Origin of the sequence: Streptomyces sp. NPDC050732, assembly GCF_040654255.1 — a bacterium.
Classification (GTDB): Bacteria; Actinomycetota; Actinomycetes; order Streptomycetales; family Streptomycetaceae; genus Streptomyces.
Genome location: NZ_JBFAHP010000025.1, coordinates 1 through 17,442 on the forward strand (window position 1 = coordinate 1; position 17,442 = coordinate 17,442).

Annotated in this window: 10 protein-coding genes and 3 pseudogenes; 7 read left to right on the forward strand and 6 right to left on the reverse strand. The window is 73.3% G+C overall.

Translation table 11 applies throughout. From position 1 onward, the window contains the following. Window positions 1–116 (forward strand): annotated as a pseudogene (locus tag AB0H82_RS22625) (histidinol-phosphate transaminase); the annotation flags it as partial. On the opposite strand, the pseudogene AB0H82_RS22630 reads toward AB0H82_RS22625, so the two are convergent. Next, window positions 76–288 (reverse strand): annotated as a pseudogene (locus AB0H82_RS22630) (CarD family transcriptional regulator); the annotation flags it as partial. The pseudogenes AB0H82_RS22625 and AB0H82_RS22630 sit on opposite strands and share 41 nt — an antisense overlap. 157 nt (window positions 289–445) lie before the next feature. Beyond that, a pseudogene (locus AB0H82_RS22635) lies at window positions 446–1,504 on the reverse strand (TROVE domain-containing protein); the annotation flags it as partial. 923 nt (window positions 1,505–2,427) lie between these two features. Here AB0H82_RS22635 and AB0H82_RS22640 point away from each other — a divergent pair. Beyond that, window positions 2,428–4,899, forward strand: a complete 2,472-nt coding sequence (locus tag AB0H82_RS22640; RefSeq protein WP_362995411.1) for a protein kinase — start codon at window positions 2,428–2,430, stop codon at window positions 4,897–4,899. A gap of 181 nt (window positions 4,900–5,080) precedes the next feature. Beyond that, window positions 5,081–8,155 (forward strand): protein kinase, encoded by a 3,075-nt coding sequence (locus AB0H82_RS22645; RefSeq protein ID WP_362995413.1) that lies wholly within the window; start codon window positions 5,081–5,083, stop codon window positions 8,153–8,155. A 29-nt stretch (window positions 8,156–8,184) separates the two neighbouring features. On the opposite strand, the gene AB0H82_RS22650 is transcribed toward AB0H82_RS22645, so the two are convergent. Next, the gene (locus AB0H82_RS22650) at window positions 8,185–9,645 is read right to left on the reverse strand and encodes an alkaline phosphatase PhoX (protein ID WP_362995415.1); all 1,461 of its coding nucleotides are present in this window, start codon (window positions 9,643–9,645) and stop codon (window positions 8,185–8,187) included. 300 nt (window positions 9,646–9,945) lie between these two features. Between AB0H82_RS22650 and AB0H82_RS22655 the strand changes: the two genes are divergently transcribed. The 3 genes from AB0H82_RS22655 to AB0H82_RS22665 all read left to right on the forward strand — a co-directional run bounded on the left by AB0H82_RS22655 (window position 9,946) and on the right by AB0H82_RS22665 (window position 11,867). Continuing rightward, window positions 9,946–10,143 (forward strand): hypothetical protein, encoded by a 198-nt coding sequence (locus tag AB0H82_RS22655; protein ID WP_362995417.1) that lies wholly within the window; start codon window positions 9,946–9,948, stop codon window positions 10,141–10,143. A gap of 66 nt (window positions 10,144–10,209) precedes the next feature. Then, the gene (locus AB0H82_RS22660) at window positions 10,210–11,373 is read left to right on the forward strand and encodes a hypothetical protein (protein ID WP_362995419.1); all 1,164 of its coding nucleotides are present in this window, start codon (window positions 10,210–10,212) and stop codon (window positions 11,371–11,373) included. 26 nt (window positions 11,374–11,399) lie between these two features. Next, window positions 11,400–11,867 (forward strand): hypothetical protein, encoded by a 468-nt coding sequence (locus AB0H82_RS22665; RefSeq protein ID WP_362995421.1) that lies wholly within the window; start codon window positions 11,400–11,402, stop codon window positions 11,865–11,867. Between the two features lie 84 nt (window positions 11,868–11,951). Here the strand turns inward: AB0H82_RS22665 and AB0H82_RS22670 are convergent, their stop codons facing one another. Beyond that, window positions 11,952–13,409 carry a hypothetical protein gene (locus AB0H82_RS22670; protein WP_362995423.1) on the reverse strand — a complete coding sequence of 486 codons (1,458 nt, stop codon included), beginning with the start codon at window positions 13,407–13,409 and terminating at the stop codon, window positions 11,952–11,954. A gap of 278 nt (window positions 13,410–13,687) precedes the next feature. Here AB0H82_RS22670 and AB0H82_RS22675 point away from each other — a divergent pair, with 278 nt between their 5' ends. After that, on the forward strand, window positions 13,688–15,532 hold the full coding sequence (locus AB0H82_RS22675) for an endonuclease/exonuclease/phosphatase family protein (RefSeq protein WP_362995425.1): 1,845 nt from the start codon (window positions 13,688–13,690) through the stop codon (window positions 15,530–15,532). A 61-nt stretch (window positions 15,533–15,593) separates the two neighbouring features. Here AB0H82_RS22675 and AB0H82_RS22680 read toward each other — a convergent pair whose 3' ends face one another. Together AB0H82_RS22680 and AB0H82_RS22685 are read right to left on the reverse strand one after the other, a co-directional pair. Continuing rightward, on the reverse strand, window positions 15,594–16,502 hold the full coding sequence (locus AB0H82_RS22680) for an SRPBCC domain-containing protein (RefSeq protein WP_362995427.1): 909 nt from the start codon (window positions 16,500–16,502) through the stop codon (window positions 15,594–15,596). 89 nt (window positions 16,503–16,591) lie between these two features. Beyond that, window positions 16,592–17,335, reverse strand: coding sequence for an antibiotic biosynthesis monooxygenase (locus AB0H82_RS22685; protein ID WP_362995429.1), 744 nt, complete (start codon window positions 17,333–17,335; stop codon window positions 16,592–16,594). Window positions 17,336–17,442: the final 107 nt, after the last annotated feature.

Below are 17,442 nucleotides of genomic sequence, written 5' to 3' on the forward strand. Positions count from 1 at the left end.
CCAACTTCGTGCAGTTCGGGCGATTCGAAGGCGAAGGCGCCGCCCATGAGGTCTGGCAGCGCATCCTCGACCGGGCTTCGGGTAGGGACTCAGGAACCGTCCCTGACGGCCTGCGAAGTCGATGACGACCGCGTCCTCGCCCTCGACACCGACGATCCTCCCGAGTCCGTACTGGTCGTGGGAGACCCGGTCACCCACGGCGAACTGCTCTACGGGTGGGGCGGGCGGGGCAGGCACATTGAAGGGACTGTTCGGCAGGTGGCGGCGCGAGCCGGCGGGCCTCGTCATATCTGAAGTATGCGCCCCCGGACACCCGACGCACCATGCTCTGAGCTCACACCGCTTTCACATCGGTATGGAACAGACACACAAACCCCGGTCACGGACGACCCGAACGGGGTACGGTCGTGACGGCCCGCACCCTTACGGAAACGTACGGTGACGCCTATCGAGCGGCCACCCACGGCCAGTCGGCGTCGGCTCCCGCCTCCAGCAGCCCCACCGTGCGGAACGCCGCGTCCGAGAGGCCGCCGAAGACGTGCCGGTTGCCCTGCCCGGAGGCGCCGTGGCCCGCGCGGTAGCCCGCCAGGTTCCAGGTGTGGACGGGGACGTCCGCCGGGACCTGCTCGGTCGGGTCGCCGTGGTAGTTGTACGCCGCCTGCTCGTCGGTGACGATCAGCACCCGGTCGTGCTTCTTGTAGAAGCGGCGCACCGCTTCGGTGGTGTTCGTGCCGCCGAGGTCGCCGAAGCGGCCGAGGATCTTCAGGACGGACTCGCCCGCGCGGTACTTCACCCGCGCGCTGCTGCTGCCGAACTGGACGAGGTCCGCGTCGGCGGCCCGCAGCGCGAGCGCCGTGCCGAAGATCGCGGCCGCGTCGGCGCGGTTGAGCTGCGAGCGGTCGGACAGCGGCGACCACATCGAACCCGACCGGTCGACGAGGATCAGCGTCCGGCCCGGCAGCGACGGCACGTTCCCGAGGGAGTGGCCGAGGGCCTGCTCCAGCGGGTACGACCAGCGCAGCGACGGCGCGTGCTGGTACGCCGCGAGGTAGCGGAAGGGAAACTGCCGCGACGTCGCGACCGCTTCGGGGTCGGCGAGCCTGGCCGCGACGGTCGCCGCGACCTCGTCGGAGACGCCCGCCTCGTCGAAGTTCCGCAGGTTGCGGACGAGGGCCATGGCGCCCATCGACGGGATCACGGCCTCCCAGGCCGCCTTGTCCATGGGCCCCTGCAGCCATCCCGCGAGCGCCTCCCAGGTGATGCCCGCGGCGGCGAGCCGCTCGGCGCCGCCCGCGCCGGTGACCACCGCGCGCCGCTCCGCGACGGGCAGCGCCATCAGCTCGCGGTGCGCGGCGAGCACGCGCGCGCCCTCGGGCGGCACGGCGGTCTCCGGGTGGTGGCGGCGGTCGAGCGCGTACCGGAACAGGGGGCCCTGCCAGGGTTTGGCCGGGTCGGGCGCCGCGTGCACGAGGTTGAGGATGTCGCCGAAGCGGTAGCCCTTGGCCGGGCAGTTCAGTTCTGGTTCAGCCATACGTCTCTGTACCGTCTGCTCGCCTTCTCCCGGATGGGACTGACCCTCGGGTTGTTCAGGTGTTGGTACGTCGGCGTGAGCGCATGGCAGTTCGGGCACAGCAGGCGGACATCCTCGGGACGGTTCCTGGATCGGTCGCCGTCAATGTGGTCCACATGAAGTGGAACCCGCCCGGACACGGGGTTGGTCCTGTTCCAGCCGCACAGTTCGCATCTCTGGCCGCGCAAGAGGACAAGGGCTTGGCGAACACGCCAGTCGGGACTGCCGTCCTCCCGTGTGCCGCTCACTCCTCCCGACCGCCAGGCCTCGAACCACCTGGCGAACGTTCCCGTCCTCTCATAGCGATCCTCGTTGAAGCACGCCCACGAACAGTAGGGCCCATTGGATCTGGCGCTGCGGGCTGTCGAGCCACACCGACGGCAGGGGGCCGCAGCTCCACGCCGCGCCAAAGCAACCTGCTTCCGGGTGACGTTGGCGCACTCTCTACTGCAGTGTTCGGCCCCTCGGTTCTGGATGGGCTTCCCACACTGAGGGCATACCGGTTTCGGCCGCCGCTTCGAAGCAGCCCGCTGCTCAGCGGTCGCCTGAAGGCTGCACCGATTGCTACAGAAGCGCCGCCGCCGCATTTTCACCGGGGCCGAACAGTGCTCGCACAACTTGGCCATGACCGAAAGGTAGTTGCACTCCCGATCCCCACACGGGGAACCACTCAAGATCACCCGTAAGAGTTAAACACCCCAAAATCACACACCGGAAGAGCTGCCGCAAAGGTCAATGCAGCGGCCCCAGCCGCCGTGCAGCGCAACCGTACGATGCCTCACAGGCGTCGCACAGACCGTCAGCGTCAGATGTCCTGTCGTCCCGAGGGCCCGCGGGGGCCGCCGGAAGGAGCGTTCGTGGAGGTCGGCGGGTACAGGATCGTCGCGCTGCTCGGCGAGGGCGGCATGGGCCGCGTCCACCTCGCGCGGTCCGCGTCCGGGCGGCCGGTCGCCGTCAAGACGGTCCACGCGCACCTCGCCGCGGAGCCGGAGTTCCGCGAGCGCTTCCGCCGTGAGGCGGCCGCCGTGCGGTCGGTCACCGGTCCGTACACCGCCGCCGTGCTCGATGCCGACCCGGACGCCGAACAGCCCTGGCTCGCCATCGAGTTCTGCGCGGGCCCCGGCCTGCCGAAGGCGGTGGCCGCGCACGGCCCGCTCGGGCCCGCCGAGCTCGCCGCGCTGGGGGCCGCGCTGGCCGAGGCGCTCGCGGCGGTGCACGCGGCGGGGCTCGTGCACCGCGACGTGAAGCCGTCCAACGTCGTCGTCACGCGTGACGGCCCCAAGGTCATCGACTTCGGGATCGCCAAGAGCGCGGCCGACGAGAGCCTCACCGCCAGTGGCGAGGCCATCGGCTCGCCCGGCTTCATCGCCCCCGAGCAGCTGGCGGCGGACGCGCGGCCGCCGGGGCCGGCCGCCGACGTGTTCGCGCTCGGCGCGGTCCTCGCGGTGGCGGCGACCGGACGCGGCCCCTTCGGTTCGGGCGGCGCCCCCGAGGTCCTGCACCGCACGCTGCACGACGACCCGGACCTGCTCGGCGTGCCGGACCCCGCCTGGGAGGCCTTACTCACCCGCTGCCTGGCCCGCGACCCCGCCGGCCGGCCCACGGTCGCGGAGGTCCTCGCCTGGTGCGCCGAGCGGGCGCCGGACGAGCCGTGGTGGGAACAGGAGCCGATCGCCGGACTGATCCGCCGCCAGGAGGACAAGGTCGCGGAGCTGCTGGGGCGGGGCGCCGCGGGTGACGGTCCGCCCTCTTCCAGCGGCGACGAGCCGCCGGGCCCGGACTTCGGCCATGGAGCAGCGGCGGGCCCCGGCACCGAGCCGTCGGACCCCGGCCTCCGCCACGAGCCGCCGAGCGCGGGCTTCCGTCCGGTGCCGCCGGAACCCGGCCCCGGCCCCGGCCCCGGCCCCGGCCACGAACCGTCGGATCCCGGCTTGCGGGCCGAGCCTCCGTCCCGTGGCCCCGGCTACGGGCCCGGCCCCGCCGACGGGTCGCCTCCGCCTTCGGCCGTCCAGCGCGACACTCCACCTCCACCGGCGCGCCGTACCTCCCGGCGTCGCCTCCTCGCCTGGGGTGGCGGGGTGCTCGCAGCCGTGGGCAGCACGACGGCGGCCGTCGTCCTCAACGGCGGGGGCGGCAGCGGCGGCACGTCCGGCGCCGCGCGCCGCGACGACACGCCCCGCCCGCCTGCCGGTGAGGTGATCTGGAGCCGTGAGATCGGTGAAGTGGAGTATGGCGGCGCCCTGTTGCGGAGCGGCAAGGACCTCTACGTACTCGACGACAAGGGGCTCGTCCGGCTGGACGCGGAGACCAATACGCTCCGCTGGACCTACCCGGAGGAGGACCTGCGGAGCGTCGACACGCGCGGCGACCTGGTCTACGTACTCCGGGACAGCCTCTTCGAACCCGAGTTGATCGTGCTGCGCGTGGCCGGCGGCCGGGAGGCGTGGACCTCGGGCGTCCTGACGCGCAACCCGCACCGGCCGCCCCGCCCTCTCGACCCGCCCCCGAGCGAACTGGAGGGCGGCAACGGCCTGTTCGCCCTGGCGGACGGCGTCGCCTGCCTCCTCACCTACGCCTCGTACGACACCCTGCAGGAGCGGCGCGGCACGCTGGACCGGCCCTGGCGGGCGTACGGGTTCGACGCGCGTACAGGGGACGAGCTGTGGTTCCACGAGGGGCGCGCGGCGGGGGTGATCGGCGTGGACGACGCGGGCGGCCGGATAGCGGTGGCCACGGCGTCCCGGAGCTCCGGTTCCCCCGGCACGGACCGGTACGCGCGGCACGATCCGCTGGTCGTCCTCAAGGCGTCCGACGGCACGGTGGAGCGGGAGGTCGCGAACGGCGCCCGCCGCCCGCAGGCCCACCCCGGCGCCGAGGGGGTCGGCTACTTCGCGTCGGAGGAGCGGATCGTGGCGGTCGACCTGGCGACCCGCCGCACCGTGTGGGACCGGCCCGCGGGCGCGGTCACGGACGTCGCGGCGCGGGCCACGGGCGGTCTGGTGCTCGCGTCCTCGCCGGACGGCGTCGAGGCGCTGGACGCCCGTACGGGCAGGAGGCGGTGGTCCCGCCCCGGCTTCCGGGACGTGGAGGACGGTGTGCCGGTGGTGTCGGACGGCGTGGTGCTGGTCTCGGGGCCGGAGCCGGGCGGCTCGGGCGAGGGGGTGTGGGGGGTGTACGCACTGGACGTACGGACGGGTGACGCCTCCTGGGCGGCGCCGGTCGCCCCCGCGTCCGACATGAAGCTGGCGGCCGCGCACGACGGCCTGTTCCACGTCTGCGCGGGCCGCACCCTGCACACGCTCCGCGGCCCGAAGGCGCCCCGGACATGACCCGGCCCCCCACGCACGCATCGCCCGCATCGCCCCGCGGAGCATCCGGTGCCCCACAGCGGGCCCACGCGGGGTGGGCTTCGGGACCGGGCGCCCGGACGAGGTGCGTTCGGCGCGGACGCGGGTGGTGGACGCGGCGCCTTCCTCACGGCGGCGGTGCCGTATGAGCGGGGCTCCCCTCATGCCGGGGACCCCACTCCTGGACGGTGATCCGCGGCGGCTCGGGGGGCACCGGATCGTGCGGCGGCTCGGGGCCGGGGGCATGGGGCAGGTCTATCTGGGGCGCAGTCCCGGCGGGCGGCTCGTCGCCGTCAAGACCGTGCACGAACACCTCGCCGCCGACCCGGTCTACCGCGAGCGGTTCCGGCGCGAGGCGACCGCGGCGCGCGCGGTCACGGGCGCCCACACCGCCGCCGTGCTCGACGCCGACCCGGACTCCCCCGTGCCCTGGCTCGCCACGGCGTTCCTGCCGGGGGTCACCCTGCGCCGCGCGGTCGCCGCGGGCGGGCCGTTGGGCGCGGCGGGCGTGCGGTCGCTCGGCGCGTGCCTCGCCGAGGCCCTGGGGAGCATCCACGCGGCGGGCATCGTGCACCGCGACCTCAAGCCGTCCAACGTGCTGGTGACCGCCGACGGTCCGCGCGTCATCGACTTCGGCATCGCCCGTGCCGCCGGGGAGCTCGGTCTCACCCAGGCCGGATCGATGCTCGGCACGCCCGGGTTCATGGCACCGGAGCAGGTCGCCGGGGGTGACGTCGGGCCGGCCGCCGACGTGTTCGCGCTGGGCGCGGTGCTCGCCTTCGCCGCGACGGGCGAACAGCCCTTCGGCTCGGGCCCCGTCGCCGTCCTCCTCTACCGCGCGACGCACGAGGAGCCCCACCTCGTGGGCGTCCCGGAGTCGGCAGGCCTGCGCGCCCTCGTCGCCGACTGCCTGAACAAGGACCCGCACCAACGCCCCTCCGTGACACAGATACTGACCCGCACCGCTGCCCCGGACGGGCCCCTGTGGTGGCGGAAGGAACCGTTGCGGTCGCTGATCGCTGGTGAGGCGGGCGAGAGTGACAGTGGGGGTGCCAGCAGCGGTGACGCAGGCAGCACCGCCACGGGCGACAGCACCGATAGCGGGGGCGCCAGCGAAGCGAACGACGGCGCCAGCAGCCGCACCGACAACGAGGCCATCGGGGAGACGAGCAACGGCACCGGCAGCACCAGGGGCGGCAGCAGCACCGGCTCCGACAGCAGGGCGGCACGCGAAGCGAACGGCAGCGGCAGCGACAGGGGCGGGCGCGCCAGCGCCAGCGCCAGCGCCGGCAGCACCGACTCCGGCAGCGCCAGCGGCGGGCGCGGCAGCAGCACCGACTCCGGCACCGCCAGCGGCGGGCGCGGAAGAAAGAGCGGCTCCGGCTACGGCAGCAGCGACAGCGGGGCCGCACGCAAAGCGAGCGACGGCGGCGGCAAGGGCGGGCACGCCAGCGGCAGCAGCACCGACAGCGGGAGCCGCACCGGCTCCGCCGACGGCAGCGGCGGCAGCGGCGGCGGCAGCGGCGGCGGGCGCGGCAGCACCGGCTCCGGCAGCGCCAGCGGCGGGCGCGGGAGGAAGAGCGGCTCCGGCAACAGCGACAGCGGGGCCGCACGCAAAGCGAGCGACAGCGGCGGCGGGCGCGGCAGCACCGGCAGCCGCACCAGCTCCGGCGCCCATGCCCCAGCCCCCGCCCACATCCACACCCACACTCACACCGCCAGCAACACCCCACCCGAACCCCACCCACGCCCCACACCCCCACCCACCCCCTCCCCCCGAACCGAACACCCCCACCCCGACCCCCATCCCCGCCCCCTCGCCCGTCGTGCCCTGCTTGTTGCCGGAGGGGTGGGGCTTGCCGGGGTTGCCGGGTGGGCCGTTGCTCGGGTGCCGAAGAGGGGGTCGGGGGCGGAGGGGGAGCAGGGCGGGCCCGTGTTGCGGAAGGGGGCGGGGCGGGCCGGGCGTGAGCGGTGGGCCCTGTTGGGGGAGGCGGGCGGCACAGGCGGTGGCATCGAGGCCGCGCTGCTCGCCGAGGACACCGTCCTGGTGCACGGGCCGAGGAGCGGCTTCACCACACAGGGGCTGGTGCGCGCCGTCGACGCCACGGACGGGACGAGCCGCTGGCAGTACGACAAGGCTCCCGCGGACGCCGCCCGCGAACCGCTCTGGGGTGTCCTGAGCGGGTCGCTGCTGATCGCCCCCGAACTCATGGACAGGGGCTACGAGTTGGAGAGCGGCGACCCGTGGCGGCCCGAGCAGCCGTGGCGCGGTGCCGTGAAGTGGTTCACCGTCGCGGGCGGGCGGCTCGTCACGCTGGACGACGGCGGCGGAGCGTCGCAGGACCGGGTACTGCGCATGCGTACGCTGCCCGAGGGCGGCTCCCCCCGCACGCGCCGCAAGGAGGACACGCGCGACTGGCGGGCACCCGCGGTCTCGGGCGGCAGGGTGCTCCTCGTACCGGACACCGGCGCGCAGGACCCCCGCGTGTTCTGCCTCGACGCGGTGACGGGCCGCGAGGCATGGACGTACACCGCGTTCGGGAAGGACCAGCAGGCGCGCACGGCGCCGGTCACACTCCCCGCGCCAAGCGGCCGAGGCGGCGACCGTTTCGGCCTTCTCGGCGACACGGGCGAGCTGCATCTCATCGACGTACGGACCGGCGAGCGGCTGCGCAGGGAGCCGCTCGGGCTGACCGCCGGGGGCGGGAGCGGTAGCGGTGTCACGGCCCTGGGGTACGCCTCCGGTACGGGGTTGCTGCTCGTCGGCGGGGAGGATCTGGTCGGGTTCAGTCCCGAGAGCGGCAAGCGGTTGTGGAGCCACCCCACCGCCGGGCTCGACACCGGCTGGCCGACGCTGCCGGGCGGCGGCCGGCGCGGCCCGGTCGCCCGGGACGGCATCCTGCTGAACTGGCTGGACGCCAGGACCTTGCAGGCCATCGACCTCACCGGGAGCGGTGGCGAGGGCCGTGGTGACGGCCGTGGCGGGCGGCAGCTGTGGCGGACGTCGTTCGACGCCATCGCGCGCTGCCCGCCCGCCATAGGCGGCGGCACGGCCTATGTCACCGCCGGGCAGGTGTGCCGGGCGCTGAGTCTGCGTACGGGCAGGACGCTGGAGGAGTGGCCCGTCGACGAGGCCGTCACCTGGCTCGCCGCCGACGCCGACGGCTGGTACGCCAGGGTCGGCACCTCGTCCCTGCGGGCGGTCAACGCGCCACGGAACACGCCACGGAACGCGTGACGGACCGCGTGACAGAGCGCGTCACGCGGTCAGCGCCGCTGCCGCTTCCACGGGCCCGTGATGGCGAGCAGGATGCCGGGCGTCTGGATGCTGGCGTACAGGGTCCTGCCGTCGGGCGAGAACGTGACGCCGGTGAACTCGCTGTACTCCGGCTTCTCCGCGGTGCCCGCGTTGAGTTCGTTGCGGGCGATCGGGTACGTGCGGCCGCTCTCCGTCGCACCGAAGAGGTGCTGGATGCCGTCGCCGTCCTCCGCGATGACCAGGCCGCCGTAGGGCGAGACGGTGATGTTGTCGGGGCCGTCGAAGGCGCCGTCCTTGCCGGGGTCCTTGTTGACGCCGAGCAGCACCTTCAGGGTGAGGGTGCGGCGGCCGGGGTGGTAGAACCACACCTGTCCGTCGTGCGGGACGGGGCTCTCGTCGCGGGCGAAGGAGGCGACGATGTAGACGCCGCCGTCGCCCCACCACATGCCTTCGAGCTTGCGGGCGCGCGTGATGTCGCCGTCGTCGAACTGTTCGCGCACGGGCACGGTCCGCGCGTCGCGGTCGGGGACCTCGACCCAGTCGACGCCATAGACCGTGCCGATCTTCGTGGCGCGGGACAGGTCGTCGACGAAGCGGCCGCCGGAGTCGAAGCACTTGGGGGCCTTCAGGACGCCCGCGTCGTCGGCGAGGGTGCGCAGCTTGCCGCGGCCGTGCGCGAAGCCGCGGGGCGGGGTCCAGCGGTAGAGGAGGCCGTTCGGCCTGGAGGCGTCCTCGGTGAGGTAGAGGTGGCCGCGCTCGGGGTCGACGACGACGGCTTCGTGGGCGTAGCGGCCGAGGGCCTTGATGGGCTTGGGGGCGCGGTTGGCCCGGCGATCCAGGGGGTCGACCTCGAAGACGTAGCCGTGGTCCTTGGTCATGCCGTTCTGGCCGGCCCGGTCCTCGGTCTCCTCGCAGGTGAGCCAGGTGCCCCAAGGGGTGCTGCCGCCCGCGCAGTTGGTGGCGGTGCCCGCGATGCCGACCCACTCGGCGACCCGCCCGTCGGGGCGGACCTCGACGACGGTGCAGCCGCCGGCCGCGGCGGGGTCGTAGACGAGGCCCTCGGTGAGCGGTACGGGGTGCTTCCACTTGCTGCGGGGGCCGCCGAGCTCATGGTTGTTGACGAGGAGCGTGGTGCCGCGCGGGCCGCGGAAGGTGGCGGTGCCGTCGTGGTTCGACGGCGTGAACTCGCCGCTCTCCAGCTTGGTCTTCCCGCTGTGCGTGAGGACGCGGTACGAGAATCCGGCGGGGAGCGCCAGGAGCCCTTCGGGGTCGGGCAGGAGGGGGCCGTAGCCGGGGCCGTGGTGGCCCCCGTGGCCGTGGCCGACGGCGTCGGCGTCGGATGCCTCCTCGACCTCCGTCGCGGCGAGGGCGCCGGGCGCGGTGGCGAGCGCGCCGACGCTGCCTGCCAGGGCGACCCCCGCACCGGTGAGCGCGGAGCGTCTGGCGAAATCCCTGCGGGTGAGCGACATCGTTTCTCCTGAGGACGCGAAGACGGTACGGACGGCCGGGCTGCTGTCGGCGCCACCGTCCCGCCCCCGCATAAACGGCGGTTGAACGCCGCCCGACGCCGAGGGGCCTCCTTTCCTGCCTCCTTTCATGACAAGGTCAACAGGGGCGGATCGCCCGTAAAGCGAAGAATCACCGCAGAACACCTTGACCCGCGATGCACACCGCAATAGACATCACCACGTGCAGAGCTGCACCACCCGCACGGGGAGGCGAGCCGAGTGGACGCACATCAGGCACGCAGCCTCCATGAGGGCCGGCTGATGAGGCTGGCCAATGTCACCGGAGTCGGCATCGGAAAGGACGAGCACTCGGGTCAGGACGTGATCGTCGTCTTTGTCACCCACCGAGTGCCCCGCGACCGCCTCCGTGACGAAGACCTGGTTCCGGACACGCTCGACGGTGTCCCCGTACGCGTGATCGCCATCGGCGAGATCGACGCGCAGGACGGCGGGACGTAGCGGGAGCGATGCCCCGGCGCGGCCCGGAACCCCCACCCTTCAAAGGGGAAGAGGTGGTCTGGCGTGGTGAGCCAGCCCGAACTGATGCGAGGACCCACCGGCGGTCAGCTGAGCGACAGCTCCCGTCAGCAGGCGATGTCCGACTTCCTGCGGCCCCAGCAGCCGCTGTCCAACGTCGTCGGCTTCGGCCACGGCGTGAAGTGGAGCGACGGGGAGCCCACCGGCGAGCCCGCGGTCATCGTGTTCGTCACCCAGAAGGTCCCGGAGTCCATGCTCCCGGAGCGGGACGTCGTCCCGCGCCAGATGGACGACGGCACCCCGACCGACGTCGTCGCGATCGGCCACATCGCGGCGCAGCGCCAGCAGAGCAGGCCCGGCGGCCGGCGCGCCGAGGACCGCGCGTCGGTCACGTACGGCCCGGACGGCAGCGTCAGCGAACAGCTCGCGGGCCTCGGACAGCCACAGCTCGAAGAGCTCGCAGGGCGCGGCGCGTTCGAGCCGCAGCTCCTCAAGCGGCGGATGCGCCCGTGCCCCTCCGGCTTCTCGGTCGGCAACGTCCGGGTGACCGCGGGCACGCTCGGCAGCGTGGTCTACGACTTCCTGCCCGGCGCCTCCGTCGACCCGCCGGGTGCCGGTCTCGGCACACCGTCGAAGTTCTACATCCTCTCCAACAACCACGTGCTCGCCGACTCCAACCGGGCGCAGCTGGGCAGCGCGATCGTGCAGCCCGGCGTCTTCGACGGCGGGCAGGACCCGGCGGACCGCATCGCGACGCTGGAGCGGTTCATCACCATCCAGTTCGCCCCGCAGATCCCGCTGGAGCGGCACAACAACGTGGTGGACGCGGCGCTCGGCGCGGTCGACTTCCAGGACGCGACGCGCGAGCAGTACTTCAGCGGCGCCCCGCGCGCCTGGCGGCGCAAGGCCAACGTGGCCGTCGGCGACCTGGTGAAGAAGTCCGGCAGGACGACGAACATCAGCTTCGGCCGGATCATCGCGGTCGACGCGACGGTCGACGTGAACTACGGCACCGCGGGCACGGCCCGGTTCAAGGACCAGATCGTCACGACGAACATCTCGGCGGGCGGCGACTCCGGTTCGCTGGTGACCTCGCAGGACGACGTCGCGGTGGGGCTGCTCTTCGCCGGTTCGTCGGTCGCGACCATCGTCAACCACATCGAGAACGTCCGCGCGCTGCTGCGCGTGGAGATCGCCGAGCTGCTGGCCTGACGGTCAGGACGGAAGGAGGGTTTTCCATGACCTCTCAGGCACGTAAGCAGAAGGGCGGCCAGTCGCGGACGGCGGAGCACCGCTTCCACAATCCGCAGGGCGCCGAGGTCAAGACGCGCGACGAGGCGTTCGCCGCGCCGGCCGCCGACGTGTCGGCCGAGGCTCTGTCGACGGACTGCAGGCTGACGCTGCACAGTGGCGCCGTCACGTTCGCCATCGAGGTGAAGTACAACCCGACCACCTATCCGCACGTGGTGACGGGCGGGCAGATCAAGTCCGGTATCTGCGGCGCGCCGTGGGACATCACGGGCGGCTCGATCGGCGAGACGATGCGGCTCGACGCGAAGCGCGCCGGGCAGGGCTCGTGCGCGACGACGATCACGATCGTCGGCGAGTACCAGAATCCTCCGGCGTACCGGGGCACGTACGGGTTCGACGGGGCCACGTCGTCGTTCAAGCACACGACGCGGTACGAGACGCCTCCGGCGGGGTGAGCGGATTCCGGGTGGGCCCGCACTGCTGGGCCCACCCGGGGTGCTGTCATCGCCCTTCGGGCTCGTCCTCAATCGCCGGACGGGCTAGATATTCCGCGCCTTGAACGCCGCCTTGCGGGCCTCCTTCGCCACCTTCTTGTCGGGGTGCAGGCGCCCCATCGCGTCCAGGACGTCGGCCGTGGCGGGGTGCTCGACGCGCCACGCCGTGGCGAAAAAGCCGCTGTGCTGCTCCGCGAGGCCCTCGACCAGGCCCTGCAGCTCGTCCGAGTTGCCCTCGGCGGCGAGCTGCGCGGCGAGCGTGTCGATGGTCAGCCAGAAGATGAGCGCCTCCGACGGCGCGGGCACGTCCGCGGCACCGTGCTCGGCGAGCCACACCCGGGCCAGACCGCCGAGCTCCGGGTCGTCGAGGACGTCGCGGAGCGCCGGCTCCGCCTCGTTCCCGACCAGGGAGAGCGCCTGCTGGCAGCGGAGCCTGCGCAGCGGCGCGCCCTCGTCGCCGCCGCGCGCCGCGGCGAGCAGCTCCCGTGCGGCGTCCAGCGGTTCGTGCCGGGCGAGCCACTGCTCGATCTCGGCCTGCGCGGCGTGCTGCGGGAAGCCGGAGGTGCCGTCGAGCAGCACGTCGGCGCCCTTGTCCGCGAGGTCGCCGACGGCGGGCGCGTCGACCCCGGCCTCCAGCATGCGGGCGCGGACGCCGTACAGGCCGAGGGGGGTGAGGCGGACCATGCCGTAGCGGCTGACGTCCTCCTCGTCGACGGGGACCGGGCCCTCGGTGGTGTCCTCGTCGGCGTCGGCCATGAGCGCCTCGTCGACCGGCTGGTACTCGACGAGTCCGAGCGGCTCGAAGAGCCGGAACTGGTCGTCGAGCTTCATCATCGCGTCCGACACCTGTTCGAGGACGTCGTCGGTGGGCTCGCCCATGTCGTCGGGGACGATCATCGAGGCGGCGAGCGCGGGCAGCGGCACCGGGCCCTCGCCGCCCGCGGCGTCGCCCACCGTCAGCAGGTAGAGGTTGCCGAGGACGCCGTCCAGGAAGTCGGCCTCGGCCTGCGGGTCCCAGCCGAGCTCGGCGAAGTCGACCTCGCCCTTCTCCTCCAGGACGTCGAGGAGGTTCTCCATGTCGGGCACGGTGGCGTCCGCGTACACGGTGTCGAGGGCGCCGAGCCAGACGCCGAGGACGTCCTGCGGGCCGCCCGCGGAGAGCAGCGCGAGGTCCTCACCCTGGGTGACGGTGCCTTCCCCGCCCTCCTCCTCGGCGTCCGTGACCTCGACGAGGCCGGTGTCCACCGCGACCCGCCAGGCCTCGCTCGTGTACGCGGCCACGTCCTCCTCGTCGATGCCCTCCGCTTCGAGGCCCAGCTCGGCCGCGGCCGCCGGGAGCTGTGCGTCGACGAGCTCGCCGCCCGCGCCGACCCGGGTGCCGGGCCCCGCCCAGCGGGCGAGCCGGACGGCGCGGGACAGCAGCGGTGTGGCGAGCGCGGCCCGCGCGAGTTCCGCTTCGGAGTGCAGCAGCACCGGCGGCAGGGTGGCGGGGCTTACGGACATCGGCTGGTTCTCCTCCGGGGGTGCGGGGCGCCGGGAGTACGGATCGGCAAGGGGCAAGCCTAGACGGATTTGGCACCATGCCGCCCGGTTCATGTCCCTGTCAGAAGACGTACAGGGAATGGGCACCCGGAGAACCTTGACAACTCCCCTGGTCAGGCAAGAGATTGACGCGCGTAGAGCGTCCGTCCGGGCGCCCTGTGCCTGCAGTTCTCTGCCTGCTGTTTTCTTCCTGCTGTTCTCTTCCTCCCTCACCGTCTTCCCTCACCCGGAGTTCCTTGATGCCCCAGATACCGAGATCCGCCGCCGTCAGTGCCGTCACCGCCGTCGCCCTCGCGGCGGGACTGCTCGCGGTCTCGTCCTCCGCCGCGTCCGCCGACGAGGTCCGCGTCCACGACATCCAGGGCACCACCCGCGTCTCACCCCTCGCGGGACAGCAGGTCACGGACGTCGCGGGCATCGTGACCGGCGTCCGCGGGTACGGCTCCAAGGGCTTCTGGATCCAGTCCGCCGACAGCGCGGCCGACGCCGACCCGGCCACCAGCGAGGCGGTCTTCGTCTTCACCGGCTCGGCGCCGCTCACCGTGCGGACGGGCGACGCGGTCCGGGTCTCCGGCACGGTCTCGGAGTACGTGCCCGGGGGCGCCGGATCCGGCAACCAGTCCCTCACCCAGATCACGAAGCCGACGGTGACCGTGGAGTCGTCCGGCAACCCGCTGCCCGCGCCCGTCACGATCGGCGCGAAGTCCGTGCCCGCCGCGTACGCCCCGGCCGGTGACCCCGCGCGGGGCGGCAGCATCAACGCGCTGCCGCTGAAGCCCCGTTCGTACGCCCTTGACCTGTACGAGTCCCTGGAGGGCATGAACGTACGGGTCGGCAGCTCGCGCGTCGTCGGCGCGACCGACGCGTACAACGAGCTGTGGGTGACGGTGAAGAAGCACGAGAACCGGAACAGGCGCGGCGGCACCGTCTACGGCTCGTACGACGCGCAGAACGGCGGGCGGCTCCAGATCCAGCAGCTCGCGCCGGTCGCCGAGAAGCCCTTCCCGAAGGCGGACGTCGGTGACGTGCTGCGCGGCGGCGCCGAAGGCCCCCTGGACTTCAACCAGTTCGGCGGCTACACCCTGGTGGCCCGCGAGCTCGGCGGCGTCGCCGGCAAGGGCCTCGCGCGCGAGAAGACGCGGCGGCAGGCCAAGGGCGAGCTCGCCGTGGCCACGTACAACGTCGAGAACCTCGACCCGGGCGACCCGCAGCAGAAGTTCGACGCGCTGGCCTCGGCCGTCGTCACGAACCTCGCCTCGCCCGACATCCTCGCCCTGGAGGAGATCCAGGACGACAACGGCGCGAAGAACGACGGGACGGTCTCCGCGGACGCCACGCTGAAGAAGTTCACCGACGCGATCGTCGCCGCGGGCGGGCCGCGCTACGCGTGGCACTCCGTCGACCCGCAGAACAACAAGGACGGCGGCGAGCCCGGCGGCAACATCCGGCAGGTCTTCCTCCACAACCCCGAGCGCGTCTCCTTCACCGAGCGCGCCCCCGGCGACGCGACGACGCCCACGGAGGTCGTACGGGAGAAGGGCCGGCCCGCGCTCAGCCACTCCCCCGGGCGCGTCGATCCGCTGAACGACGCGTGGGCGGACAGCCGCAAGCCGCTGGCCGGTGAGTTCGTCTTCCGCGGCCGCACGGTCTTCGTGATCGCCAACCACTTCGGCTCCAAGGGCGGCGACGAGGGGCTGACCTCGCACCACCAGCCGCCGGTCCGCTCCTCCGAGGCCAAGCGGCTCAAGCAGGCGCAGGCCGTGAACGGCTTCGTGAAGGACATCCGCGCGGTGCGGCGCGACGCCGACGTGGTCGTGCTCGGGGACATCAACGACTTCGAGTTCTCGGCGACCACCAAGGCCCTGGAGGACGGCGGCGCGCTGCGCGCGGCCATCAGGTCGCTGCCCAGGAGCGAGCGCTACTCGTACGTCTACCAGGGCAACTCCCAGGTCCTGGACCAGATCCTGACCAGCCCGGGAGTGGGGGACGCGGACGACTTCAGCTACGACAGCGTGCACATCAACGCGGAGTTCGCGGAGCAGAACAGCGACCACGACCCGCAGGTGCTGCGCTTCCGCCCCTGACGGTGCCCGGCGGCCAACCGTGACAGCGGTCGGCCGTGGAGGCGACCGGCCGTGGAGGCGGTCAGCCGTAGAGGTGGTGCAGCCAGTCCTGCCACGCCAGTTCGGTGCGCTTGGCGTCCGCGTGCGCGCCGAAGTCGTGGACGCTGACGCCGACCCGGGCGCCGAAGCGGCCGCGGCCGAAGAAGCGGTGCAGCGTCTCGTCCGCGCGCAGGCCGATGAAGTGCGGGCTGCGGAAGTCGATCACCGCGTCCAGTTCGCCGCCGGGGGCCTGGACGCGGACGCGGGCCCCGTCCATCGCGTCGTCGGGCAGGCCGAGGGCGCGGGCGAGCCTGCCGAAGGCGTCCGGGGCGCCGGAGGCGGGCGGGCCGCCGGCGGCCGAGAAGGTGACGGGGCGGCCCTCGAAGTACGCCATGTACTGGCCGAGGGTGTGCAGGTGGAAGTCGGTCCACTGGACCAGGCCGTCGTACCGCGCGTCCCGGTCGCCGGTGAAGACGCCGCTGTGGACGTGGCGCAGCCAGGAGCGGCGCCCGCCGTCGCGCGGCTCGATGAGGTGGTCGAGCTCGTCGAGGGTCTGGCCCGGCACGCGGTCCGGGTCCTCGACGCGGGCGGTGAGGCGATGGGGCGGGTCCCAGCGGGTGACGGTGCCGCCGGAGGGGGCGGCGCCGCCCTCGCGGGGCTCGTACTCCACTGGCCACAGCCAGCCGCCGGTGCCGGTGGTGAGGGCGGCCCAGAGCCGGGCGGGTGATCCCTCGACCTCCAGCTCCCGGACGATCTCGAACGCCAGGCCGGTGCGGCCCGCCTCCGCGGCATCGGCGGCATCGGCGGGATCGGTGACTCCGGCTGCTCCGGCGGTGTCGGTGGGGCCGCCGCCGTCGGACCGACCGCGGCCGGTCCGTCCCCTGCCGGGCCTGCGCCGGCCCGGCCTGTTCCGGTCCGCCCTGTCCCGGTCCGGCCTGTCGCCGCCGCTCATGTGATGACGCCCCGCATACTCCCACCGTCCCGCCGCCACCCCGCACTGTCCAGGCGGGGCGGAGCCGTCGGCAGGACGGCGCCGGGAAACTACGCCTTGCTCGGTACGAAGTTGTACGCGAACCGGTACCGGGCCACCGCCGAGTCGTCCCGTACGCCGGGGAACTCCCGCACCCGCCGCCACTCGGGCGTGGGCGAGCCGACCCCGTCGCCCGGCGAGGCGAGCGCGTCGATGTGGGCCCGCTCGCTGGCCCACTCCGCGTAGTTGACGACCCGCCTGCCGTCGGTGCTGACGTGGAAGTGCGCGGCGTACAGCCCGAAACCTTCGGTGCCTGCGGGCCCGCTGTCCAGGGCCTCGACCACCCCGTCCACCCAGGCGCGCTGCCGGTCGGCGTCGGGGCCGTCGAAGTCGACCTGCACGATCACGATCGCGCCGGGCTCGCGCCCCTCGCGCCCCCGCCCGTCGGTCCAACTCCGGTACAGCCGCGTCTTGTTCAGGCCGAGCCGGTCGATGCCCGGGACGGCCGCGTCGATGTCGGCGTTCCTGGCGTCCCTGCCGTTCCCGGCGCTCGCGAAGAAGTCCTGGTAGGCCTCCTCGTCGCGCCACTGCGAGTGGTGCAGGACCGTCGAGCCGTCGGAACCGGCGTACACGGTGTACGAGAGGAGGCCCTCGTGCGGCCATGGGCGGGTCTCCCAGGCCTTGACGATGGCGTCGAGAGTGGCTCGCTGCCGCTCGGGCGAACCGGTGCTCCACGTACTGATGAAGGTGAGTCCCGCGTCGCGGCGGGTGGGGTCGGGGAGGGTTCCGGTGCTGAGGGTGGGGGTCGCGGGCATGGCGGGCCGTCCGTCTCGGTCGAGGTGGATGTCGCTGTGGCTGTCGTTGTCGATGTCGCCCCCGGCACCGGGCCGGGCCCGGCGGGGACAAGCACAACGCTCCTACC